This is a genomic window from Peribacillus sp. B2I2 (assembly GCF_041261685.1).
Lineage (GTDB): Bacteria > Bacillota > Bacilli > Bacillales > DSM-1321 > Peribacillus.
On record NZ_JBGCCB010000001.1, the window covers coordinates 3,616,551 to 3,640,505 of the forward strand.

Sequence of the window (23,955 nt, forward strand, 5' to 3'; positions counted from 1 at the left end):
AAACAGCATAAAGCGTTCCGAATATGTTTAAAACGAAAGTGAAGCGGGAATCATATGTGTAACAACAAGAAGACTTCTTAGAAAAGGATGGGGCATGCCCCATCCTTTAATTCGGCTTAAACGTATCAGTAAAAGATTGAAACGCCTGCTTAACAGCAGCAGTGACCGTTTTATTCCCTGACATCACTTGATTCTCGAGTATAGGGAGAAGACCTTTGACGGTTTCATTTTTATAGAACATCGTTTTAAGCTGGTGATCCATTAATGAATAAAGCCATTCCTTAGATTGCATTCTTCTCCGTTCCTGGAAAACACCCGATTCCTTGGTCATATCGGAAAATTCATTCAATACATCCCAAAGCTCAGGAATTCCTTTACCGGTTATGGCAGAACAAGTATATGCCTTTCCTGCCCATCCCTTTGTTGCTGGCTGAAGGAAGTGCAAGATTCTGCTATATTCGGACTTTGTCCTAATCGCCAGCGGAATGTTCTCTCCATCCGCTTTATTGACCACAATTCCGTCCACAAGTTCCATGATCCCTTTTTTCATCCCCTGTAATTCATCCCCGGCACCTGTTAGTACAAGGAGCATGAAGAAGTCGACCATGCTTCGTACTATAGCTTCACTCTGACCCACACCAACTGTTTCTATCAGTATGACATCAAATCCTGCCGCTTCACAAAGCAACATCGTTTCCCTCGTTTTACGGTGAACTCCTCCTAAGGTGCCTTCGGATGGTGAGGGCCGTATGAAGGCATGGGGGTTTCTTGCCAGCTCCTCCATCCTCGTCTTATCGCCTAGTATACTTCCCCCATTTATCGAAGAGCTTGGATCAACGGCTAGGACAGCAACCTTATGACCCCTTTCACATAAGTAGGTTCCGAAGGTCTCGATAAACGTACTTTTTCCAGCACCAGGCACTCCGGAAATCCCGATTCGAATCGAGTTCCCGGTATGAGGAAGGATGGCATGCAATAATTCCTGTGCAGGATCGAAGTGGTGGGATGCATTGCTTTCAATCAGTGTAATCCCTTTAGCAAGCCTGGCCCTGTCCCCTTTTATGATTCCCTCCTTAAGTTCATGGATCGGTACGTTTACATTTTGTCTTTTGACGAATTTGCTTTTTGAAGCTTTGTTATGGCTGGCTGCTAATTCTACACCTGGCTTTAATGATGAAGCAAAACCTTCCTGATTGTTATCATCGACCCATTCCGGCTTCTTGTCTTCACTCATTATTGGGCCACTTCCTCATATCCAAGGCGATTGTATATTTCCTGAAGTACTTTTTTCGCTGCCTGGGGAATGACAGTACCAGGTCCGAAAATGGCTGAAGCGCCATTTTCCATTAAGTACTCATAATCCTGTGCAGGTATGACGCCACCGACGATCACGATAATGTCTTCACGGCCCAATTTCTTCAGTTCCGACATAAGCTGCGGCAATAATGTTTTATGGCCGGCAGCAAGCGAACTCATTCCGACTACATGCACATCATTTTCCACGGCCTGTAAGGCAGTTTCTTCCGGTGTTTGGAATAATGGACCGATATCGACATCATAGCCTAAATCCGCAAAACCCGTTCCTACTACTTTAGCTCCGCGATCATGACCATCCTGACCCATTTTAGCCATTAACAAACGCGGCCTTCTTCCTTCATTTTCAAGGAACTCTTCCGTCATGCGGACGACTTCCTCAATTTCCGCTTCTTTTGAGTATGCTGAGCTGTATACGCCGCTGATTGAACGGATGGTTGCTTTGTGACGTCCAGCCACCTCTTCGATTGCATCGGAGATTTCACCTAGTGAAGCACGTACTCTTGTAGCTTGAACAGCCAATTCCAGCAGGTTGCCTTCACCCGTTCTAGCAGCCAAGGATAGCGCCTGAAGGGCTTCATCCACCTTTGCCTGGTCACGTTTCGCTTTTAATTCGCCCAAACGCTTAAGCTGACTCTCGCGAACTGCAGTATTATCAATCTCCAGTATTTCAATCGGATCTTCTTTTTTCAAACGATATTTATTGACGCCGACGATCGTTTCATCTTGAGAATCGATTTTAGCTTGACGCTTTGCAGCCGCTTCCTCGATTCTCATTTTTGGAACGCCGGTTTCAATTGCCTTTGCCATTCCTCCAAGTCCTTCGATTTCTTCTATGTGAGCCCAAGCGCGTTCGATTAATTCATTTGTGAGCGATTCTACATAGTAGGAACCCGCCCATGGATCGATTACCTTTGTGATCCCGGTTTCCTCCTGCAGATAAAGCTGTGTGTTGCGTGCAATTCGGGCCGAGAAATCAGTTGGGAGTGCAATGGCCTCATCCAATGCGTTCGTATGCAGGGACTGTGTATGTCCAAGTGCGGCCGCATGCGCTTCAATCAGGGTCCTTGCGACATTATTAAACGGATCCTGCTCGGAGAGGCTCCAACCCGAGGTTTGGGAATGAGTCCTCAATGCCATCGCTTTATTATTTTTCGGTTCGAATTGCTTCATCAGTTTTGACCAGATGAAACGAGCCGCCCTCATTTTCGCCACTTCCATGAAATAGTTCATACCTACAGCCCAGAAGAATGACAGTCGTGGTGCAAATTTATCGATATCAATACCTGCTTTCATTCCGGTACGTGCATACTCAAGCCCATCAGCCAACGTATAGGCAAGTTCGATATCCGCCGGCGCACCCGCTTCTTGCAGATGATAACCGGAAATGGAAATGGAATTGAATTTGGGCATATATCTCGATGTATACTCGAATATATCGGCTATGATTTTCATGGACATTTCAGGTGGGTAGATATACGTATTCCGAACCATATACTCCTTTAAAATGTCATTTTGAATCGTGCCTGAAAGTTTATCCTGTGTAACGCCTTGTTCTTCAGCTGTCACGATATAAAATGCCAGGATGGGTAATACCGCCCCGTTCATGGTCATTGACACGGACATCTGATCTAGCGGAATACCGTCGAACAGGATTTTCATGTCTAGAATGGAATCAATGGCAACTCCCGCTTTCCCCACATCACCGACAACTCGCGGATGATCAGAGTCATAACCACGGTGTGTGGCTAAATCAAAGGCAACTGAGAGCCCTTTTTGCCCCATTGCGAGATTACGTCTGTAAAACGCATTCGATTCCTCAGCAGTAGAAAAACCTGCATACTGACGTACTGTCCAAGGACGGTTGACATACATCGAAGGATAGGGCCCCCTTGTAAACGGAGCGATGCCTGGTACACTCTCCATATGCTCCAAATTGCGATTATCTTCTTTAACATAAAGCGGTTTGACTTTTATTTGTTCATTGGTTTCAAACAGAAGATCATCGATATTTTCCCCAACGGCTTTTTCGGCTTCTTTTTTCCATGCTTCTACCGTCCCTTTAATCTCAGCCTTGGCAGGATTTATAGCAGAAAAATTCGGTTTTTTCATTTCAGTTCACCCCTAGCTTCTGCAAAAATTCCAATAAAATGGCTATTGCATTCGTTTTAACATGGATAAAATCTTTGATTCCGGCTTCACTTAGTGTAATTTCCAATTCTTCTTGCTGCTTGCCAGCCATATAAATATTGATTTCCGGGAATTTCTTTTTGATTTCTTTAATGGTGATTGGCGCTAAATCCGAGTAGTCACCATCACTGCCGCAAACACAATAAACAGGGAGCTTGGTGGAAGCTACGTAATCAACTGCGTCCTTAATGGTTTGACACCCATTACTACCGAGTGTTTCAATACCTCCTGCTGCAGCCAGACTTTTAACGAAATCTGCACGGGGTTTATAGGATTTAAGATTTTTCAAGTTAATTAAACCAATCGTTGGAGCCGTTCCACTTATTTCTTTATACGTTTCACTGCGTTGTCTTATCTGTTCGAACTGAATGGATACCCGATTCCTGGCAATTGGCGTAATGCCAACCGGTTTCTCGACTTTCATATATGACACTTGGTTATCCTGTGTCGGAGTTTTAATCTTATCCGCTGGATTCGGATATACATTCGTTCCGATGATGCTTTCTTTTCTGAAAGCCGCATTTTGAACTCTGCCTTGGTAAACTTCAGCTATTTCTTTCTGCAGGGTGCCTTGCTTAATTAGCTCTAAAATCCCCCCGGCTTCATCGATTTCAAGGAAGTTCGCCCAAGCCTTTTCAGCCAATTCATCCGTTAATTGCTCAACATACCATGAACCGCCAGCAGGATCGACCACTGTCGTGATATTTGTTTCTTCTTTTAATATCAGGTGAGTGTTGCGGGCGATTCTTTCTGAAAAATCATCAGCTTCACCAGTTGCGTGAGTAAATGGATGAATTTGAAGGTATTGAATGCCTCCAATAGCTGCAGCGAAAGCTTGGTTTGTGGTCCGAAGAATATTGACGTGCTGATCATATAGCGTTTCTGTCAATTCGGAAGTAACAGCATGTATGGCCATTTTAAAATGGTCCTGAGCTGTATCGAAGGCTTCAGCAAGACCTGCCCAAAGCCTCCTGGCAGCCCTCAGTTTAGCGATGGACATGAAGTAATTGGAATCCACTGCAAACGAAAATACTATTCTTTCGGATACTGAAGAAATAGAAAGCCCTTGTTTTTGCCCTTCCAATAGATATTGGACGGCTGCGGATAATCCGTACGCTATTTCTTGAACGGCATTAGCCCCTCCATTATGATAAACTGCCGTATTAATCAAAACTGTCTTTAAATCCCGGCCTATCTTCTGATAATCTTGGATCGTCTTCATCCAGTCTGCAAAATAGTTTTCCGTATCTTCTGGCAGCTGTCCGCCAATGAGCCATTCTGCAATGGGATCTTCTGCAACTACACCTGTCAATTGGGCATTTTGCGATTCGGCAATAGCTTTGAACTGCGGGAATAATCCTTTTTGTTTCCCCTTAAGGTCAATGAAAATCGGGATTTCCTTTAATGGGATATCCTTAAACAACTTTTCAGCCCTTGCCCCCTCAGCAAGCAATCGTGCAGGGTATGCCACAACATTTTGACCGCGCTTGAATGAGGCCTTCATCTTTTCATTTGCCTCTTCTGCCGTGATACCGCTTACAGGTTGAACGACAAGCCAAGGTTTTTCATAATAACCCATTGGGGACGTTCCTCGGGTGAAAGGGAAGAGTCCTGGCAATTCAGATACTTTTACTGTCGAATCCGCCTTTTCTGTATAGAGCGGATATAACGTGATGCCCTCATATGTATTCGTTTTTAACTTTTCTATACTTTTTCCTTTTAAACTGGCTTCCGCAGCTTCTTTCCACTCTTCAAAAGAAGGCCTAGGAAAGGTTATGTTTTTCACATCTTTCAGTTCCATCTGTAATCGCTTTCTTATCGTCTGCCGCCTCAAATGCTTGGTCCATTCCACTGGAGAACGAACGCTCAGTCGGTTTAGATAAGAAAACCACCCTCCCATCAATTTGATCTGGATTATACTAACATTCTATCATAATTTTCTTGAAATTTATGTTAATAGAAATTGGCAAAGCTGCTGTAAGGGAAACCAAAAGCCTATTTTTCCTATTTAAAATGAAGTACAGCCCCTTATCTGTATTAGAACAGCTCTAATTAAAATAATAGCAAAAATAAAATTTTTGTCGATGTTTTTCTACTGAAAAATAAAGTGCAAAAAAAAAGGAAGGAACCTAATGGCCTTCCTTTTTCTTCACTTTAGTATATGGAAGTGTTGTCTTTGGAAATCTTTTCGATGATTTCTTTAACCCTTGCGAGGAAACGTCCGCATACCAGTCCATCCAAAACACGATGATCAAGTGATAAACAGAGATTCACCATATCCCGAACTGCAATCATGTCATTTATGACCACTGGACGTTTTACGATCGTTTCAACTTGTAAAATGGCGGCCTGTGGATAATTGATGATTCCCATGGACTGGACTGAACCGAATGAGCCAGTGTTATTGACAGTGAACGTGCCACCTTGCATATCCTCTGCTTTTAACTTACCCGCCTTCACTTTGGATGCGAGTTCCTGTATCTCCCTTGCTATACCTTTGATTGATTTTTCATCTGCATTTTTTATGACAGGTACAAATAAGGCATCTTCAGTTGCAACGGCTATAGAAATATTGATTTCTTTCTTTTGTATGATTTTATCGCCAGCCCACATCGAATTGAGCTCTGGAAATTCCGTAAGGGCTTGAGCAATCGCTTTTACAAAAAAGGCAAAGTAAGTTAAATTATAGCCTTCTTTTTGTTTAAAGCCGGACTTGAGATTATCACGCAACTTTACCATATTGCTTGCGTCGACTTCCACCATCGTCCATGCATGCGGAATTTCGTGCTTACTTTTTAACATATTGGATGCAATTGCCTTACGGATACCCGTAACAGGTATTTCCTTGTCACCAATAGCAGTCGGCACGTTAGTAGTCACTGCACTAGTTTGACGATTAATTGGAGGCTTGTTCTCTTCATGAGCCGAATCGGATATCACGGAAGGTTCATCCGCCTTAGGAAGAGTACCGGATTCAACAAGTTTCAATAGGTCTTTACGGGTGATCCGTCCCTCATTCCCCGTTCCTTTCACTTTCGAAAGGTCGATCCCATGCTCCTGGGAAAGTTTTAACACGGCAGGTGAAAAGCGAGCTTTCCTTGATGGTTCACCTGCTTGCTGCACATTTTTTGTAACAGGTGCATCAACATTTTCCTCGCTACGAGAAACAGCTTGGCCTGCGTTGTCGTTATCCGTCTTTGCCGCTTCAACTTCAATCGAGCAAATGACTTCCCCGACTGCCAACGTTTGATTCTCTTCCGCTTTCAATTCCTTGATGATGCCGGTAAAGGAAGAAGGAACCTCAGCATTTACTTTATCCGTCATCACTTCAGCTAGCGGATCGTATTTCGTGACATGATCCCCAGGCTTTACAAGCCATTTACTGATGGTTCCCTCTGTGACACTTTCGCCTAGTTGAGGCATCTTCATTAATTCCATTGCCATAAATCGTTCCTCCTTCTTAACAGTCATTAATACTCGGCCAATTCCCTCATCGCTTTTTCCACTTTATCAGGGTTCACCATAAAATGTTTTTCCATCGTAGGCGCATATGGCATGGCAGGTACATCAGGCCCGGCCAATCGTTTTATAGGGGCATCCAAATCAAAAAGGCAATTCTCGGCAATGATGGCTGCGACCTCACTCATAATGCTTCCTTCTTTATTATCCTCCGTAACCAGTAAAACTTTCCCTGTTTTAGAAGCTGCTTCTATGATAGCATCCTTATCTAAAGGGTAGACGGTGCGAAGGTCAAGAACATGTGCAGAGATTCCATCTGCAGCTAATTTTTCTGCTGCCTGGAGAGCAAAATGCACGCAAAGGCCATAGGATATGACAGTAATGTCTTCCCCTTCCCTTTTCACATCCGCCTTACCGATTGGAAGTACATAATCTTCAGTGGGTACCTCACCCTTAATCAAGCGGTATGCGCGTTTATGTTCAAAGAAAAGAACTGGATCTTCATCACGAATGGCAGCTTTAAGCAACCCCTTGACATCATATGGAGTGGAAGGCATCACAATTTTCAAGCCCGGCTGGTTAGCAAAAATCGCTTCAACCGATTGCGAATGATAAAGAGCTCCATGAATCCCTCCTCCATAAGGAGCACGGATTACCATAGGACAGCTCCAGTCATTATTAGAACGGTATCTAATTTTAGCTGCCTCTGAAACAATTTGGTTAATGGCAGGCATGATGAAATCAGCAAATTGCATTTCAGCTATTGGCCGAAGCCCGTACATGGCGGCTCCAATTCCCACTCCAGCAATTGCAGATTCAGCGAGCGGTGTATCGATGACCCTGGCTTCACCAAATTGGTCGTATAAACCGTTAGTGGCTTTAAAGACCCCACCTTTTTTTCCAACATCCTCTCCCAATACGAATACACGGGAATCACGTTCCATCTCTTCCCTCATTGCCATTGTCACGGCATCTATATAAGAAATCACTGGCATTCTATTACCCCCTTACTTTTGTGCATACACATGATTCATAGCACTTTCAGCCTTCGGATATGGAGCATTTTCAGCATAATCAGTTGCTTCGTTGACTATCTTCATGACTTCATCATTCATTTGTTTCTCAAAATCATCATCCATGATTCCCGCTTCTTTTAAATACGCTCCAAATGTTATTATGGAATCCTTCGTTTTGGCTTCGGCCACTTCGTCCGCTGTCCGGTAGCTTCGGTCATCATCATCACTTGAATGAGGAGTGAGCCTATATGAGACGGTTTCTACAAGGGTAGGCCCCTCTCCCCTTCGTGCACGGTCAGCCGCTTCTTTCACTGCTGCATACACTTCCAATGGATCATTGCCATCCACCGTTATTCCAGGCATCCCATAGCCAATCGCCCTGTCGGAAACATTCTCACATGATAGTTGTTTCGAAATAGGAACGGAAATCGCATATTTATTATTTTCACACATGAAAATGACCGGCAGCTTATGTACACCTGCAAAGTTGGCCCCTTCATGAAAATCGCCCTGATTGGATGAACCTTCACCAAACGTAACGAATGTTACTAAATCCTTGCTTTCCATCTTCCCAGCAAGGGCAATTCCAACTGCATGCGGGACCTGTGTCGTTACAGGTGATGAACCAGTGACGATCCTATTTTTCTTTTGACCGAAATGGCCAGGCATTTGGCGTCCGCCTGAATTGGGATCTTCCTCTTTCGCAAAACCTGAAAGCATCAAGTCTTTTGCTGTCATTCCGAAGGTAAGTACCACACCTACATCCCGATAATAAGGAAGTACATAATCCTTTTGCCGATCCAGCGCAAACGCTGCCCCAACCTGCGCAGCTTCTTGCCCCTGGCAGGAAATCACGAAGGGAATTTTCCCGGAACGGTTTAAAAGCCACATACGCTCATCAATCCTGCGGGACAAAAGCATTGTCCGGTACATATCTAAAACCGTTTCCTCATTTAAGCCTAATTGTTCATGACGTTTTTCTACCATCATAAAACCTCCTGACCTTATTCTTTATGAATGAATGGCAAGTCCATCGACAGCAAGCGCCGCCTCTCCGATTGCTTCAGAAAGACTTGGGTGTGGATGAATTGTCTTGGCTACCTCCCAAGGTGTCGCATCAAGCACTTTTGCAAGTCCCGCTTCTGAAATCATATCCGTAACATGTGGACCGATCATATGAACGCCCAGTATATCATCCGTTTTCTTATCTGCAATGATTTTGACAAAACCATCCGCTTCCCCGAAAACCAGGGCCTTACCAACTGCACGGAATGGGAATTTTCCAATTTTAAGCTCATAGCCTTCCTTTTTTGCCTGTTCTTCCGTCAAACCGACACTTGCCGCTTCAGGGCTTGAATACACACATTTTGAAATGAGCGAATAATCCAAGCGTTCCGGTTTTTGGCCTGCCATATGTTCAACGGCAGTAATACCTTCATGGGAGGCAACGTGAGCCAATTGCAGACCGCCGATACAATCACCGATCGCATAGATATGCGTTTCCTTCGTTTGGAAGAAGTCATTGGTTTCAATAAAACCTTTTTCTTTTACAATTTCTGTATTTTCAAGGCCGATCCCTTCAACATTTGCTGTTCTGCCTACGGATACCAGCATTTTTTCAGCTGTGAATTCCTCTACCGATCCTTTTACTTCAGCAGAAATGGATACTGAAACATCCGTTTTCAGGGTTTCAGGCAATACCTTGGCACCTGTAATGAATTTGACGCCTTTTTTAGTTAGGAGACGAAGCATTTCACTGGAAATATCCTGGTCTTCAGTCGGGATGATCCTATCCGCATATTCCAGTACGGTTACTTCCACACCAAAATCATTCAGCATCGAAGCCCACTCAATGCCGATAACCCCACCGCCTACAATAATCATTGATTTCGGCAGGCTCTCAAGCTTTAGAGCTTCATCCGATGTAAGCACCAATTCCCCGTCAATTGTTAAACCGGGCAGTGTTTTCGGACGCGAACCGGTAGCAATGATAATATTCTGAGGAATGAGCATTTCATTTTCACTGCCATTATTCATTTCCACTGAAATTGTCCCAGGCATCGGTGAAAATATAGATGGACCAAGTATACGTCCTAAACCTTCATAAACCGTTATCTTCCCTTGTTTCATCAAGTGCTGAACACCTTTATAGAGTTGATCGACGACTTTATTCTTTCTTTCTTGTACCTTAAGGAAATCCACCTTTACATCCCCGGTTACAATACCGAATTCCTCACTTTTCACTGCAGTCTGATAAACTTCCGCACTCCTTAAAAGTGCTTTTGAAGGGATACAGCCTTTATGTAGACACGTTCCGCCGAGCTTGCCTTTCTCCACGACAGCCGTTTTCAATCCTAATTGAGCAGCCCTTATTGCTGCCACATACCCGCCTGTTCCTCCTCCGAGGATAACGAGGTCAAATTCTTCAGCCAAAACCACTCCTCCTCACAAATACACACTATTGTCACCGTTATTACTTGTCCTATGTTTCATTACATTATCCATGTTGAAATTCCTGTGTTTATATTTAAAAAAACACAGGAATCCATATCTTGTCAATTATATTCATTTTCTTCCATTCAAGATATGTTTTTCATTTTGCAAGAATTGACTTCTTGAATTCCGCATACGAGCAATGCGCTCCTCTGCCATCCTGTCCGCTGCTTTATAAGTTGGAATTTGATCGCGTTTGGCAATCTCCATGACTCGTTCAATCGTATCATAAACCATTTCCACTTTCTTAAGGGCTCTTTCTCGATTATACCCTAAAAGTTCATCAGCCACGTTTATGACACCACCTGCATTAATTACATAATCAGGAGCATATATAATGCCTTTTTCATGAATTTGATCACCATGAACAGGATCCTTCAATTGATTATTGGCTGCACCTGCAATGACTTTCGCCTTAATTTGATTAATTGTTTGATCATTAATGACGGCACCTAATGCACAAGGAGCATAGATATCACATTCAACCCCATAAATTTCATCAGTATTCACTGCAGTCGCCCCAAAGGATTCAACCGCACGTGCCACGCTTTCTTTATTGATATCGGTAACGATCAGCTTAGCGCCCTCCTCATGAAGGTGACGGCATAAGTTATAAGCTACATTCCCGACGCCTTGGACTGCAACAACCTTGCCTTCTAATGAATCAGTGCCGAATGCTTCTTTTGCAGCAGCTTTCATACCGCGGTACACCCCATATGCAGTTACAGGCGAAGGGTTACCTGAAGAACCGAATGCAGGGGAAATCCCAGTGACAAAATCCGTTTCCTCGTGGATGAGATCCATATCTTCAACCGTGGTCCCTACATCTTCAGCAGTTATATAACGCCCATTCAGCCCTTGGATATACCTTCCGAATGCACGGAACATTTCTTCATTTTTATCCTTGCGAGGATCGCCGATGATGACGGTTTTTCCCCCGCCTAAATTCAAGCCGGCCGCTGCGTTTTTATATGTCATTCCTTTCGAAAGCCTTAAAGCATCTTCTATGGCATCTTCTTCGGAAGCATACGTCCACATCCTTGTGCCACCAAGTGCTGGTCCTAATGTCGTATCATGAATGGCAATAATCGCTTTCAAACCCGATTGTTTATCCTGACAGAATAGCAGTTGTTCGTAATCATACTTCTCAAGATATTTAAAAATTTCCATACAGGAATCCTCCCTAGATGTTTTAATAAATGTCAGATATGAGGACACTGAATCACTCCTCATTCTTACTGGTCACTACGTTCATTTTAAATAAAATCCGCTAATCACATGATATTTTCCCCACTGGGAATGGTTCCCTTGAAAAATCCATGCACCTTTAAATATGCAAATAACATGCCAATAAATTAAATAATGAGAGCCTTTTCACCCAAAAAAAGGAGATGCTGGTTAATATATTGAGCAACTATAGCCTATAACAAATTCAAAAAAATTTCATGTTGGAAGTGAACTCTCGCTTAAATTAAAATAAATCAGAAAATTCTGTGCAGTTTTTTTCATACTATGCAATTGCTTGCATGCAAATATTTTCACAGTTTTAATTTTTCCATTTTATAATATAGATTTCTAACTGAAATACCCAACGCTTTTGCAGTAATTGTTTTATTTCCCTTGTGGGTATCGAACGCTTGCTGAATGATTTTGGCTTCATACTGGTCTATTATCTCCGAGAGCGGTTTACCCGATACGTAGCCAGAAGGCTCCATTAAGAGTTTCTCCTGTTTTAATGGAATCTCTTCGATAAAATCAGGAATATGCTGTATATCAATGATTGTCTCGTTCAATTTCATGAAAATGATAGCCCGTCCCAAAATATTTTCCAGTTCCCTTACATTCCCTGGCCAGTTATAGATTTGCATCTTATGTATAGCTGCTTCAGTAATCCCCTCTATGCTCCGTCCATACTCCTGATTGATTTTATGAATCAAATGCTCCGCCAATTCCCTCAAATCTTCTTTTCGTTTTCGTAAAGGAGCAATGAAAATAGGCATGCGGTTCAGCCTGAAATATAAGTCTTCCCTGAATGATCCGTTTGCAATGGCGTGTTCAAGATTGATATTCGTGGCGGCTATGACACGGACATTGATGGAAATCGGCTTTGTCCCCCCCACTCTGATGATTTCCCGTTCTTGTAAAACCCGAAGTAATTTAGCTTGGATGTTAGCTGGTAATTCACCAATTTCATCTAAAAAGATGCTTCCTTGATTTGCCTCTTCAAAAAAACCGACCTTTCCGCCCCTGCTTGCCCCTGTAAACGCTCCCTCATCATAACCGAACAGTTCACTTTCGAGTAATGATTCCGAGATGGCCGCACAGTTTACACGAACGAATTTATTGAATTTCCTATCACTCGCATTATGGATGGCGTGGGCAAATAACTCTTTGCCGGTCCCTGATTCCCCTCTTAATAAGACGGTAGCCGGTGTCCTTGCCGATAATTTCGCCTGTTCGATGGGAAGCTTCATCTCTTCGGAAGCCCCTATTATATCATCAAAGGAATATTTAGCCTGTAATGTCCGGATAATCTGTCTTGCCCGATTCAATTCGTGAGTCAAGGTTTGAATTTCCGATACATCATGAATGACGCCAACGCTACCTTTCAGGCACCCATCCACAATGATTGGAGCAACATTAACAATCACTTCCTTATGTTTTGGGCCGACACGCATATTGACACCCCGAACAGGCTTTTTTGTCTGAAGCACTTTCATATGCATGCTATCACCTTCGTAAATATCGATGGAAGCCGGCTTACCAATCACTTGGTCCTTGGTTAAGCCAGTGATTCTTGTATATGCCGGATTGATCAAAAGTCCCCTCCCTTGATCGTCCACGACCGAGATGGCTTCATCACTGGATTGGATGATTGCCTGGAGCATCGTCTGTATCTCTTTTAAATCAGTGATCTGCTCCGCCAATTGTACAGCTTCCGTTTTATTCCGAAACACGGAAAAAGCCCCTATGATTTCCTTATCGGCATTCACCAGAGGAATCCTTGTCGTTATGAGCTCCATCCCATTAGTAAGGGTAATCTCCTGATTCACTTCTTTTTGGTTCGTTTCCATCACTCGTAGTAATCCAGTTGAAGGAACGAAATCTTTGATATGTTTGCCTATCACATCCTCGCGCTTTGTGTCAGATGCTCGTTCCGCACTATCATTGAACATGATGATGAATCCATCATGATCAATCACCACCATTCCTTCACTGGTCGTATTAAGGATCAAGTCCATTTTTGCCGAGGTATTTTCCAATTTATTTATTAAACGATTTTTCTCTTCAAACAACTTTGTCATAATGAGGGCGACACTTCCAGGAATGAGTATCGTTTGATCGCTCATATCCCGTTTTATCTTACTATAGACAGTCGGGTCTCCAGTGGTATCAAAAATGATATCCAAATCCCCATCCAATCCCTCGCTCCAATCAGTCACTGTAGGAATCCTTCTTTCTTTTGCAGCAAGCATCCCTTCAGCGGATTCATTCGTATCAGCCATACAAACAATTGAGAATACTTCACTTTCCGAGAGGAGTTTCAACACCGTTGTCCCCCCCACTCCTCCCCCTACTATCATGACTTTTTGCATGAGCCATCCCCCTTAAGATATAATTACCCTATTATTAGATATATCTCTGCAATTTTTTTCATACTTCACACCTCATTTTACCATATTGGCATCCTTTAAAAAACAGCCTCTAACTTCCAGTCATTTTCTAGTTTCCCGAAACTTGACAAATATTTTATATCCTTTATCATTTTTAAAAGACGGAATTTTCGGAAGGGATTTGGCCGCATGAAACGTTTAATCGCTTTTTTGATTCTTTTTATACCCGGGGCCTTTGCTGCCTATGGCATTAAAATAATGAGGGACATGGTGTTCGGTATTTTACAGCCTCCCTATCCAGTCCTTTGGCTGCAATTTTTAATCGGACTGCTTATTACGATTGGCGGAATAGCCTTTATCGCAGGCTTCGTCCTTCATCGAGATCGAAAACAAAATAAGGTCCAAAGCAGGTTCAATAAATTTTAAACGTAAAAAGAAGGTGCCATGTATAATTGGGCACCTTTTTCTTTATCTTGATTTAAGTCCTTCTCTGACCCGTACGGCTGCCTCAGGAAAATCGGTAATGATGCCACTGCACCTCAATTTGAATAATCGCTTCATATCGGCTTCCTTATTAATGGTATAGGGCCGTACAGGAACACCCAGGCTCAACGATGCTTGAATTAGTGCATCAGAGGCAGACCTGATATTTGGATGGATTGCGCTCGCGCCTATTGCCTTGGCATATATCCATGGCATGTATAGACCATCCCTATAAAGTAGTGCCGTTTCCAGTTCAGGTGCCAATTGATGACAATTAACCAAACTATAATGATTGAAAGAAGAAAGGATTATCCTTTCCTTCATTTCGTAGGCACGAATGAGCCTTATGACTTTCTCTTCTAAGCCTGGATACAGAAAAAGCGTGTTTTTCAATTCAATATTACAAACAAGCTGGTTATCTTTAAGCCATATAAATAGTTCTTCTAGCGTCGGAATTTTTTCTTTACCCAATTTACCCTTAAAGTTTGAGGACGCATTAAGATTTTTCAACTCCATCAAGGTCCGGTCTTTTACATACCCTGAGGCATTCGTGGTCCGATCGAGCTTTTCATCGTGAATGATGACCACTTCTCCATCTTTCGAGAGTTGGACATCCGTTTCAATACCGTCCGCCCCAACACGGGCAGCTTCTTTGAACGCCGACATCGTATTTTCCGGATGTGTTCCTGCAGAGCCTCGATGTGCAAAGATTAAGGTCATGATGAAACGCCGCCTCTCCCAAAAATTGTTATAACCCAATTTTATGAACAGAAACGATAAATTATTTTCATCTTCTTTAATCGAAATAGAGGTGATTATTTTCTTCGTAGAAGGTTTTCTAAAATATCCCCCATAATAACTGAAAAGTTCCCTTAAGGTAGTTATCCGAACAATTGAGTTTTACACTTGCGGACATTTATCAGCAGCTATTGTTTGACATTCTCCAGCATGATTTGCGGAAAATTCAATAGGATGGGGATGGGATTAAATTGAAGAATGGAAAAAGCCTTTTTAAAAACGGTAAAATACCATTTCAATATCCACTTCTAATGCAAAATACTTATTTTTTTCATAAATCATTTATTTACCCCTTATTCACTATATATATACCTATAATTATAATCTAAAAATTAAGAAAAGGACCCATAATGCCAAAATCCGTTTAAAAAATTAGTGATTCAGATAATTAGTGTCGCTTTTTCACGCAAACAAAAACGCCTTTTATTTATTGGATTTCCTGCAAATCCAATAAATAAAAGGCGTTTAATTTTTTTAACCGGCAGCGTAAAAAAATTGAAGTTGCCGATTAGAAAAAATCACAAAGCAACTTCTTCCTGTCCATACCACCAGACGGAGAGTTCCTATTTATATTTAGTGGCTCTAGCCTTTATTTGGTCAATTGTTATCCTGAATCCGAACACCGGTGTTCCCCTACTGTCAAGAAGCTTTATGTTCGAGACGAAGCTTATCGGCAACCATGGCAATGAATTCGGAATTTGTAGGTTTTGCCTTAGTCATGCTGACAGTATAACCGAAAAGAGATGAAATGGATTCTATATTGCCACGGCTCCAAGCCACTTCAATCGCATGTCGGATGGCTCTTTCAACACGGCTGGCCGTAGTATTGTATTTTTTTGCGATATCCGGATATAAAACTTTCGTGATCGAACCCAATAGTTCAATATCATTATATACCATGGATATGGCTTCCCTTAAATACAAATAGCCCTTGATATGTGCAGGCACTCCAATTTCGTGAATGATGCTTGTGATGCTGGCATCGAGGTTTTTCGGCTTGGCTTCATTTTGGGGACGATAGCTAAACTGACTATGATTTTTTAAAACCGACTGCCCTTTACCGCTTACCTGACGAATGTGATTGGCCAGATTTTCCATATCAAAAGGTTTCAGGATAAAGTAAGACGCGCCCAAATCAACAGCTTTTTTCGTTACATCTTCTTGACCAAAGGCAGTAAGCATAATGACATTAGGCATAGCACCCCGTTTTACTTCACGAAGTTTTTCAAGTACACCTAATCCATCTAAATGAGGCATGATAATATCGAGAATCAATATATCCGGATCAACACTTTCAAGCATACCCAGGCAATCTTGACCGTTATGTGCCACCCCAATTACTTCCATGTCTTCCTGTGCTGAAATGTATTCTTCCAGAAGGCCAACAAGTTCTCTATTATCGTCTACAACGCACACCTTAATTTTTTTCACGCTTGATTTCCTCCTCAACTACAATTGGTCTTTTTTTCTATATGACTAAATTCTATTGTAATTGAACTTTTCGACAATGGAAACTAAATTCCTTTTATTTTTGAAAAAATATAAGGAATTCAATATTATTCTCCGGATATCTCTTGTTTTCGACTTCGTTTGCTATTCGAATAAACCGATTGTCGAAAAATCTTCATTTCGTTATCATTTTATCACAACGTTTCAAAAAAACCTCTATTTTTTGAAGAAATCATATTTAATTACCATCCATGACCTGGGCTAATCAATTAAAAAGGGGCATCCAAAAGGATACCCGGTTTCTTTAGCTTGCCTTTTCATAATTATCTTTGTCGTATATATTTATACCGGCTTCGTTTAACATCCATTCGATATGGACTCCATACCCACTTGTAGGATCATTAACAAATACATGGGTGACTGCACCGATTAATTTCCCATTTTGTATGATAGGACTGCCGCTCATACCCTGAACGATCCCGCCCGTTTTTTGAAGCAGTTCTTTATCCGTCACTTTTAAGACCATTCCTTTAATCGCAGGAAACTTCTGTGGTATGGAACTGACGATTTCCACATCGAATTCCTCCACTTTAGAACCATCCACCACAGTCAGTATTTTTGCTGGTCCTTCCTTTACCTCATGGGAAAGGGTGATCGGGAGAGCCTTGTCATTAATCCCATTTTTAAAATCTTGATTTAATTTCCCAAAAATCCCAAAGGGACTATTGCGATTGATATTTCCTATTTTTTCTTTGTTGGAAGAAAAGCGTGCCAATTTTTCTCCAGGATCACCATTGCTTCCCTTTTCAATGGACGTGACCGTGGATTGAACAATCTGTCCATCTTTTACAACAATCGGCTTTTTGGTATCCATATCGGAAATGACATGTCCCAATGCTCCATATTTTTTCGAATCCGGGTGATAAAATGTCATCGTTCCGATGCCAGCTGCTGAATCACGGATATACAAACCCAATTTGTAAGTTCCTTCATTCTTATCTTTTAGAGGTAAAAGGGTGCTATGAAGCACTTCATTATCACGGTTTATGACTAGATTCAACGCCTCACCCTTTTCACCTGCCTGCTGAACAAAAGGGGTTACATCCCCCATCTTCTTTATCGTCTGACCATTGATTTCTGTAATAATATCACCGATTTCAATTTTCGCTTTTTCACCTGGTGATTTTTTCCCCTGCGCAGTATCAATAAGATGATGACCTACTACGAGCACTCCGAGAGTATTTAGCTTCACTCCAATGGATTGGCCTCCAGGCATGACTTTAAAGTCTTTCAACACCCTAATGTCGACCTTTTTGGCGGGCAAGCCTGCTACATCCAGCAACACTTCATTCGTACCTGGTTTCTCAGCACCAAGCGTAATTGAAGCTTGCTCATCATGAAGCGAAATCCCATCACTGAATCCCGAAGCTTTTGCAGAAACAGGCAATGATTTGGAAATACTATATTGACTTCCTTCAAATAGTACAAGATGATTTGGAATTAAAAAATATTCACGAGATGGCTGGTATAACCCTAATGTTAATAGCGAAACAAGGAGAATTCCACCGATGATCCTGTTTATCCATACAAATTTCAACCCATTCACTCTCCTCGCTCTCTGAAACTTTATGGCTACACCTTTAATTTAGCCCTCAAGACAGTCATTTATAACAGATGCACAAAATAAAAGCTATCCGTTTTTGGATAGCTTTACAATGAATGCTTATGATAAGTTTAAATTATCTACTTTACCTGTCCATCAAGATGTGATTTTCAACCTTTTTGCCAGCTGGATTAATTCATTGGCATGCTGCTTCGTCAAATCCGTAATCTCGACTCCAGAAATCATCCTGCCAATTTCTTTTATCTTTTCCGTTTCAATTAAAGGCTTTACCGAGGTATTCGTGCGTCCGGCCCTTACATTTTTCGCTATGAATAAGTGAGTATCCGCCATAGCTGCCACTTGTGGTAAATGGGATATGCACAGTACTTGAGATCCCGTTGCCACTTTATAGATCTTTTCAGCAATGGATTGTGCAACCCGTCCGCTCACACCGGTGTCCACTTCATCAAATATAATGGACGTTATGCCTTGGTGCTTGGAGAAAATGCTTTTCAAAGCCAGCATGATCCTCGAGAGTTCTCCACCCGATGCGATTTTAGATAGAGGTTTTAACGGTTCACCTGGATTTGTGGAAATATAAAATTCCATCGAATCTAGCCCCGACTGATTAATGCCCCTATCTGACAACTCATCGAAAGTATAAGCCGTTTGAAGGAAATGTGGTTCAAAAATGGTCTTTTCCATGTATAAATCTTTTAATTCCTGATGGATCTTTTTGGTTAACTGCTGAGCGAATGTCTGACGAAGTTCAGACAGATTCTTTGCTTCAACAATTAAATCGGCCTTGATGGATTTCATTTCCTTTTCAAGCTTCGCTATATGCGTTTCCCTATTTTGCAGCTTTTCGACTTCCTCTTCTATGCCTGCACCATATTCCAGGATTTCCTCGATGGTCCGCCCGTATTTACGTTTTAATTGATTTATTTCATTAAGGCGGCTTTCAATGAATTCGACACGCTCTGTATCATAGTCCAAAGAGTCTAATTGATCCCGGATGTTTGACACTGCCTCTTCAAGCAGGAAGTAACTATTTGAAACGGTTTCGGAGCTGTTTTTTAAACCTTCATCAAGGCCTGCGGCTTCTTCCAGGTTATTCATGGCTACGGAAAGCCAATCAATTGCATGCTGCTCTCCATTTAAAGCATTATAACTGGTTTGCAGCGCTTCATGAATTTTTTCGAAATTATTAATTTTCTTTCGCTCTTCCATTAATTCTTCATCTTCACGTAGTTTCAAATCAGCTTTTTGAATTTCATCGAATTGAAATTGGATCAAATCAAGACGGTGGACCATTTGCTGTTCATTTTGGCTCAAACCATTCAATTGTTTTGAAGCGGTTTCATAACGTTTATAGAGCTTTTGGTATTCCGTGAGTGCAGAGGCGATTTTTTCACCGCCGAATTGATCCAGCAGAGGAAGATGGAGTCGTTCATCCATTAATTCCTGATGTTCATGCTGACCATGAATATCTATCAATGTCCTTCCTATCTCGCGTAAAATGGCAATCGTTACAAGTTTTCCATTTACTCTGCAAACGCTTTTGCCGCTCTGTGAAATATCCCTTCGAAGAATGGCCATCCCATCATTCATATCCAGTCCAAATTCTTCTGCTTTGGCAAATACCGGGTGTTTTTCATCTTCAATTTGAAATAATCCCTCTATTTCGGCCTTGGACTCACCATGCCGAATGAATTCTGCCGAACCACGTCCCCCAACCAAAAGATGAACGGCATCTATAATGATTGATTTCCCTGCCCCTGTTTCTCCGGTCAAGACAGTCAAGCCTTTCTCAAATGAAACGGACAGGCTTTCTATGATCGCAAAATTCCTAATCGATAGTTCTGTTAACAAACTAGGTCACCTCACAAAATTATTAGAGCATGTCCAAGAATTTGCCGGAAATGATCTTTGCATCTTCCTCAGAACGGCAGATAATTAAACAAGTATCATCGCCGCCAATCGTCCCGAGTATCTCTTGCCAATTCAAATTATCAATCAATGCACAAATTGCCTGGGCATTACCCGGGAGCATCTTCATAACCAGTAAATTATTGGCTGCGTCAATACGTACAAATGCATCAACCAGGATTCTCTTTAATTTTTGAAGTGGATTGAAACGTTGGTCGGCTGGCAGGCTGTATTTATACCTTCCATCCGTTAAAGGGACCTTAACTAGGTGAAGCTCTTTAATATCCCTTGAAACAGTTGCTTGAGTTACATTGTATCCAGCTAATTTCAGTTCTTCAACCAGCTCATCCTGGGTTTCAATATCGTTATTAGTTATAATGTCCCTTATTTTTATATGTCGTTGTCCTTTATTCATAAGTAGTAGCACCTCTTCTCATCTGTTGCTCATTTTATTGGCAATCGATATCATACTTAAGGAAGCTCCCAATATGGGATTGCTTCGGTAACATCCGTACGTGCAAATAGGCCGCTCTAGAAAGTGGCTAAAATTAATGTTATCGGATTTTTATGCAATTGTACAACTTTTTCTCTAAAATGCATAACAAGTCTATTTTTTATTCTTACCTATTTTATGTATCCAGACTTAAATGATTCAAGTGCATTTCAACACCATTTCAAGTTAAAAAGCTCCTTTAGCCAACCATTCAGCCAAAGGAGCCGTACAAGTTCTTGCTATTCTTTTTTAAATTGCGCATGGGCTTCCCCAACGATGTCATCAACCGTTTTCGAAAGCAATATCGCTCCATCTTCCTTTGACCCTTGCCAGTATAAATGAAGTAAAAATTCAATATTTCCATCACCGCCGGTAATCGGTGAGAATGAGGCATCCTTAATATCGTAGCCTTCCTTTTTAGCAAAAGAAATGATCTTATCCAACACTAGTTTATGGATTTTGGGATCACGAACAATCCCTTTTTTACCCACCTGATCCTTCCCAGCTTCGAATTGCGGTTTAACTAAGGCAACGACGTCGCTATTCGGAACGAGCAAGGTCTTCAGCACCGGTAAAATTAACGTTAGGGAGATGAAAGAAACATCAATGCTTGCAAAGTTAGGCATCTCCCCATCGAGATCGGCGGGTGTAACGTAACGGAAATTCGTCCGTTCCATTACTTTCACCCGTTCATCCTGCCTAAGCTTCCAGGCAAGTTGATTATATCCTACATCAAGGGCATAAGACATTGTGGCACCATTTTGCAAGGCACAATCCGTGAACCCTCCTGTTGATGATCCGATATCAAGCAGGATTTTTCCGTTCACTTGTAAATCGAATTCCTTTAAAGCCTTCTCAAGTTTAAGTCCGCCTCTTGAAACGTAAGGCATGACTTTTCCTTTAATAGTAAATTCGAGATCAACCGGTACTTTTTCCCCGGGTTTTTCGTACCTCTCTTCATTCGCGTAGACAAGACCAGCCATAACCATACGCTTTGCTTTTTCTCGTGTATCTGCCAAGCCTTGTTCTACAAGTAATACATCTACTCTTTCTTTCATCACTTTCATATTGTCAGGCCCTTTTTTCTTTTTTGGGTGTTATCATTTTAATCTTTTTGATGGCTGTTTCAGTCGTTAAACCGATCTCTTCAAGAAGTTCATCGACACTGCCATGTTCAATGAAATAATCAGGTATTCCCATTCGATCTATAATTGCCCCATAAAACCCTTGGTCATGAGCATATTCTAGTACAGAACTGCCAAAACCACCTTGAAGAACCGCTTCTTCTATTGTCAAGATAGGCATTTTTTCACCAAGTAGGCTGCTTAGCATGTTCTCATCCAAAGGCTTAATGAACCGGGCATTGATCACCTTAACTGAATAATCCTCTTTCTCTAGCAGTTCTGCCGCTTCAAGGGCCATTGGAATGGTGGTACCGAACGTTAAGATGGCAGCATCCGTTCCTTCTTTAAGAACTTCCCACGAACCGATTGGAATCTGCTGTAATTCAGCATCCATCACAACACCCCAACCATTCCCACGAGGGAATCGCATAGCGATTGGACCATCATTATAGCTTAAGGCCGTATTGACCATATGCTGGCCTTCGTTTTCATCTTTCGGCATCATCAACACCATATTAGGAATGTGCCGTAAGAATGCAATATCGAAAACGCCTTGATGCGTTTCACCATCGGAACCAACCAATCCGGCACGATCGATTCCTATGAATACGTTCAAATTCTGTCGGCAGATATCATGGACCACCTGGTCATAAGCCCTTTGCAGGAAGGTTGAATAAATGGCCAGGAACGGTTTCATTTTTTGCGTTGCCAATCCAGCTGCAAAAGTTGCAGCATGCTGCTCGGCAATCCCTACATCATAGAAACGCTCTGGGAACTCTCGGGAAAACCCCACTAATTTCGAACCTACGGGCATTGCAGGTGTAATCGCGACAATCCGTTCATCTTCACGGGCGAGCCTGCTGACAGTATCGCTTACAAGGGCACTCCATGCAGGAGCTTTACTAGTGGATTTCACGAAATCGCCTGTCTCTATCTTGTAGGGGCCTGTCCCATGCCAATTTCCTGTTGTATCCAACTCGGCAGGTGAATAGCCTTTGCCTTTTTTCGTGATGACATGTAGCAGTACGGGTCCCTTCGTTTTCTTGGCATATCTTAAATTCTCCAGCAACTCTTCATAATTATGACCATCGACTGGTCCAAGGTATGTGAAACCGAGTTCTTCGAAAAAGATTCCTGAGACCAATAAGTACTTCATGCTATCCTTCAAGCGTTCAGCGGTAGCTGCAAGCTTACCACCGACTGCAGGAATTTTTTTCAAAAGTAACTCCAATTCATCTTTTGCCCAGTTATATTTACCTGCGGTCCGCAATCTTCCCAATATCGTGTGCAAAGCCCCCACATTAGGCGCTATCGACATTTCATTATCATTCAGGATAACGATCATGTCCTTTTTTTCATCACCGATATGATTCAATGCTTCAAGTGCCATTCCGCCTGTTAGGGCCCCGTCACCGATTACAGGCAAAATGAAACTTTTTTCACCTTTTATATCACGGGCAGCGGCCATTCCCATTGCAGCTGAAAGGGAAGTCGAACTGTGACCGGTTTCCCAAACATCATGGGGGCTTTCAATCATTTTAGGAAAGCCGCAAAGACCTTTATATTTCTTTAAGGTATTGAACTCCCCTGCTCTGCCAGTCAGGATTTTATGCACATAGGATTGGTGACCGACATCCCATAATATTTTATCATTCGGACTGTCGAATTCTTTATGCAAGGCTATAGTCAACTCGACTACACCTAAATTGGGACCGATATGCCCACCGGTCACCGATAATTTTTCCACAAGGAATTTACGTATTTCCACACTTAACTCGACTAGTTCTTCATTATTCATCTTCTTCAAAAAAGAAGGGTCTTTTATAGATAGAAGATCCAAACAGGACCACTCACTTTCTGTCATTTTCGGTTGTTAGCATAAACAAAGCCTCATAAAGAGGGCTATATGGAAGACTTGACCGAAAAATTGGTTTTAAGTTAAAAAATAGCCGCCAACACCCAGGTGATTTCGGCGGCTTAATATACCTAT

At 42.0% G+C, this 23,955-nt stretch carries 18 protein-coding genes; 1 reads left to right on the forward strand and 17 read right to left on the reverse strand.

Annotated elements, in window-relative coordinates; genetic code table 11:
• Nucleotides 1-106: 106 nt before the first annotated feature.
• The 10 genes from meaB to ABIE66_RS17875 form a co-directional block, all read right to left on the reverse strand.
• A complete protein-coding gene (gene meaB, locus ABIE66_RS17830) occupies nucleotides 107-1,234 on the reverse strand; it encodes a methylmalonyl Co-A mutase-associated GTPase MeaB (protein ID WP_289315726.1) in 1,128 nt (375 codons plus the stop codon).
• Entirely contained in the window at nucleotides 1,234-3,426 is a 2,193-nt protein-coding gene (gene scpA / locus ABIE66_RS17835) for a methylmalonyl-CoA mutase (RefSeq protein ID WP_370015751.1), read from the reverse strand. Before scpA ends, meaB begins: the two co-directional genes overlap by 1 nt.
• Before the next feature lies 1 nt (nucleotide 3,427).
• Nucleotides 3,428-5,305, reverse strand: a complete 1,878-nt coding sequence (locus ABIE66_RS17840; RefSeq protein WP_370015753.1) for a methylmalonyl-CoA mutase family protein — start codon at nucleotides 5,303-5,305, stop codon at nucleotides 3,428-3,430.
• The gene (locus ABIE66_RS17845) at nucleotides 5,268-5,396 is read right to left on the reverse strand and encodes a hypothetical protein (RefSeq protein WP_289325690.1); all 129 of its coding nucleotides are present in this window, start codon (nucleotides 5,394-5,396) and stop codon (nucleotides 5,268-5,270) included. The genes ABIE66_RS17840 and ABIE66_RS17845 overlap by 38 nt, the downstream gene beginning before the upstream one ends.
• 262 nt (nucleotides 5,397-5,658) lie before the next feature.
• Complete coding sequence (locus ABIE66_RS17850) at nucleotides 5,659-6,948, reverse strand: dihydrolipoamide acetyltransferase family protein (protein ID WP_370015755.1); 1,290 nt, start codon at nucleotides 6,946-6,948, stop codon at nucleotides 5,659-5,661.
• A 26-nt stretch (nucleotides 6,949-6,974) separates the two neighbouring features.
• The gene (locus ABIE66_RS17855) at nucleotides 6,975-7,958 is read right to left on the reverse strand and encodes an alpha-ketoacid dehydrogenase subunit beta (RefSeq protein ID WP_289334773.1); all 984 of its coding nucleotides are present in this window, start codon (nucleotides 7,956-7,958) and stop codon (nucleotides 6,975-6,977) included.
• Between the two features lie 12 nt (nucleotides 7,959-7,970).
• Entirely contained in the window at nucleotides 7,971-8,966 is a 996-nt protein-coding gene (locus tag ABIE66_RS17860) for a thiamine pyrophosphate-dependent dehydrogenase E1 component subunit alpha (protein ID WP_370015758.1), read from the reverse strand.
• Nucleotides 8,967-8,990: 24 nt separating this feature from the next.
• Nucleotides 8,991-10,412 (reverse strand): dihydrolipoyl dehydrogenase, encoded by a 1,422-nt coding sequence (gene lpdA, locus ABIE66_RS17865; protein WP_370015760.1) that lies wholly within the window; start codon nucleotides 10,410-10,412, stop codon nucleotides 8,991-8,993.
• Nucleotides 10,413-10,544: 132 nt separating this feature from the next.
• The gene (bcd, locus tag ABIE66_RS17870) at nucleotides 10,545-11,642 is read right to left on the reverse strand and encodes a branched-chain amino acid dehydrogenase (protein ID WP_289315719.1); all 1,098 of its coding nucleotides are present in this window, start codon (nucleotides 11,640-11,642) and stop codon (nucleotides 10,545-10,547) included.
• Nucleotides 11,643-12,010: 368 nt separating this feature from the next.
• The gene (locus ABIE66_RS17875; RefSeq protein ID WP_370015762.1) at nucleotides 12,011-14,068 is read right to left on the reverse strand and encodes a sigma 54-interacting transcriptional regulator; all 2,058 of its coding nucleotides are present in this window, start codon (nucleotides 14,066-14,068) and stop codon (nucleotides 12,011-12,013) included.
• 207 nt (nucleotides 14,069-14,275) lie between these two features.
• Here ABIE66_RS17875 and ABIE66_RS17880 point away from each other — a divergent pair, with 207 nt between their 5' ends.
• Nucleotides 14,276-14,512, forward strand: a complete 237-nt coding sequence (locus ABIE66_RS17880; RefSeq protein WP_101222519.1) for a DUF2627 domain-containing protein — start codon at nucleotides 14,276-14,278, stop codon at nucleotides 14,510-14,512.
• A 42-nt stretch (nucleotides 14,513-14,554) separates the two neighbouring features.
• Here the strand turns inward: ABIE66_RS17880 and ABIE66_RS17885 are convergent, their stop codons facing one another.
• The 7 genes from ABIE66_RS17885 to dxs form a co-directional block, all read right to left on the reverse strand.
• Nucleotides 14,555-15,289, reverse strand: coding sequence for a glycerophosphodiester phosphodiesterase (locus ABIE66_RS17885; RefSeq protein WP_370015765.1), 735 nt, complete (start codon nucleotides 15,287-15,289; stop codon nucleotides 14,555-14,557).
• Nucleotides 15,290-16,006: 717 nt separating this feature from the next.
• The gene (spo0A, locus tag ABIE66_RS17890) at nucleotides 16,007-16,798 is read right to left on the reverse strand and encodes a sporulation transcription factor Spo0A (RefSeq protein ID WP_289325696.1); all 792 of its coding nucleotides are present in this window, start codon (nucleotides 16,796-16,798) and stop codon (nucleotides 16,007-16,009) included.
• 322 nt (nucleotides 16,799-17,120) lie between these two features.
• Complete coding sequence (spoIVB, locus tag ABIE66_RS17895; protein ID WP_289325697.1) at nucleotides 17,121-18,413, reverse strand: SpoIVB peptidase; 1,293 nt, start codon at nucleotides 18,411-18,413, stop codon at nucleotides 17,121-17,123.
• 162 nt (nucleotides 18,414-18,575) lie between these two features.
• Complete coding sequence (recN, locus tag ABIE66_RS17900; RefSeq protein ID WP_289315714.1) at nucleotides 18,576-20,291, reverse strand: DNA repair protein RecN; 1,716 nt, start codon at nucleotides 20,289-20,291, stop codon at nucleotides 18,576-18,578.
• A gap of 22 nt (nucleotides 20,292-20,313) precedes the next feature.
• Nucleotides 20,314-20,763: a transcriptional regulator AhrC/ArgR gene (ahrC, locus tag ABIE66_RS17905; protein ID WP_061144401.1), complete on the reverse strand. Its 450-nt coding sequence runs from the start codon at nucleotides 20,761-20,763 to the stop codon at nucleotides 20,314-20,316.
• A gap of 317 nt (nucleotides 20,764-21,080) precedes the next feature.
• Nucleotides 21,081-21,908 carry a TlyA family RNA methyltransferase gene (locus tag ABIE66_RS17910; RefSeq protein ID WP_289325698.1) on the reverse strand — a complete coding sequence of 276 codons (828 nt, stop codon included), beginning with the start codon at nucleotides 21,906-21,908 and terminating at the stop codon, nucleotides 21,081-21,083.
• A gap of 4 nt (nucleotides 21,909-21,912) precedes the next feature.
• On the reverse strand, nucleotides 21,913-23,805 hold the full coding sequence (gene dxs, locus ABIE66_RS17915; protein ID WP_289327349.1) for a 1-deoxy-D-xylulose-5-phosphate synthase: 1,893 nt from the start codon (nucleotides 23,803-23,805) through the stop codon (nucleotides 21,913-21,915).
• Nucleotides 23,806-23,955: the final 150 nt, after the last annotated feature.

Coding starts and splice junctions, on each gene's coding strand:
- ABIE66_RS17840 (WP_370015753.1), bottom strand. CDS start 5,305: ATGGAACTGAAAGATGTGAAAAACATAACCTTTCCTAGGCCTTCTTTT.
- ABIE66_RS17885 (WP_370015765.1), bottom strand. CDS start 15,289: ATGACCTTAATCTTTGCACATCGAGGCTCTGCAGGAACACATCCGGAA.
- bcd (WP_289315719.1), bottom strand. CDS start 11,642: ATGGAAATTTTTAAATATCTTGAGAAGTATGATTACGAACAACTGCTA.
- ABIE66_RS17860 (WP_370015758.1), bottom strand. CDS start 8,966: ATGGTAGAAAAACGTCATGAACAATTAGGCTTAAATGAGGAAACGGTT.
- ahrC (WP_061144401.1), bottom strand. CDS start 20,763: ATGAATAAAGGACAACGACATATAAAAATAAGGGACATTATAACTAAT.
- ABIE66_RS17910 (WP_289325698.1), bottom strand. CDS start 21,908: ATGAAAGTGATGAAAGAAAGAGTAGATGTATTACTTGTAGAACAAGGC.
- ABIE66_RS17855 (WP_289334773.1), bottom strand. CDS start 7,958: ATGCCAGTGATTTCTTATATAGATGCCGTGACAATGGCAATGAGGGAA.
- ABIE66_RS17875 (WP_370015762.1), bottom strand. CDS start 14,068: ATGCAAAAAGTCATGATAGTAGGGGGAGGAGTGGGGGGGACAACGGTG.
- scpA (WP_370015751.1), bottom strand. CDS start 3,426: ATGAAAAAACCGAATTTTTCTGCTATAAATCCTGCCAAGGCTGAGATT.
- meaB (WP_289315726.1), bottom strand. CDS start 1,234: ATGAGTGAAGACAAGAAGCCGGAATGGGTCGATGATAACAATCAGGAA.
- ABIE66_RS17880 (WP_101222519.1), top strand. CDS start 14,276: ATGAAACGTTTAATCGCTTTTTTGATTCTTTTTATACCCGGGGCCTTT.
- ABIE66_RS17850 (WP_370015755.1), bottom strand. CDS start 6,948: ATGGCAATGGAATTAATGAAGATGCCTCAACTAGGCGAAAGTGTCACA.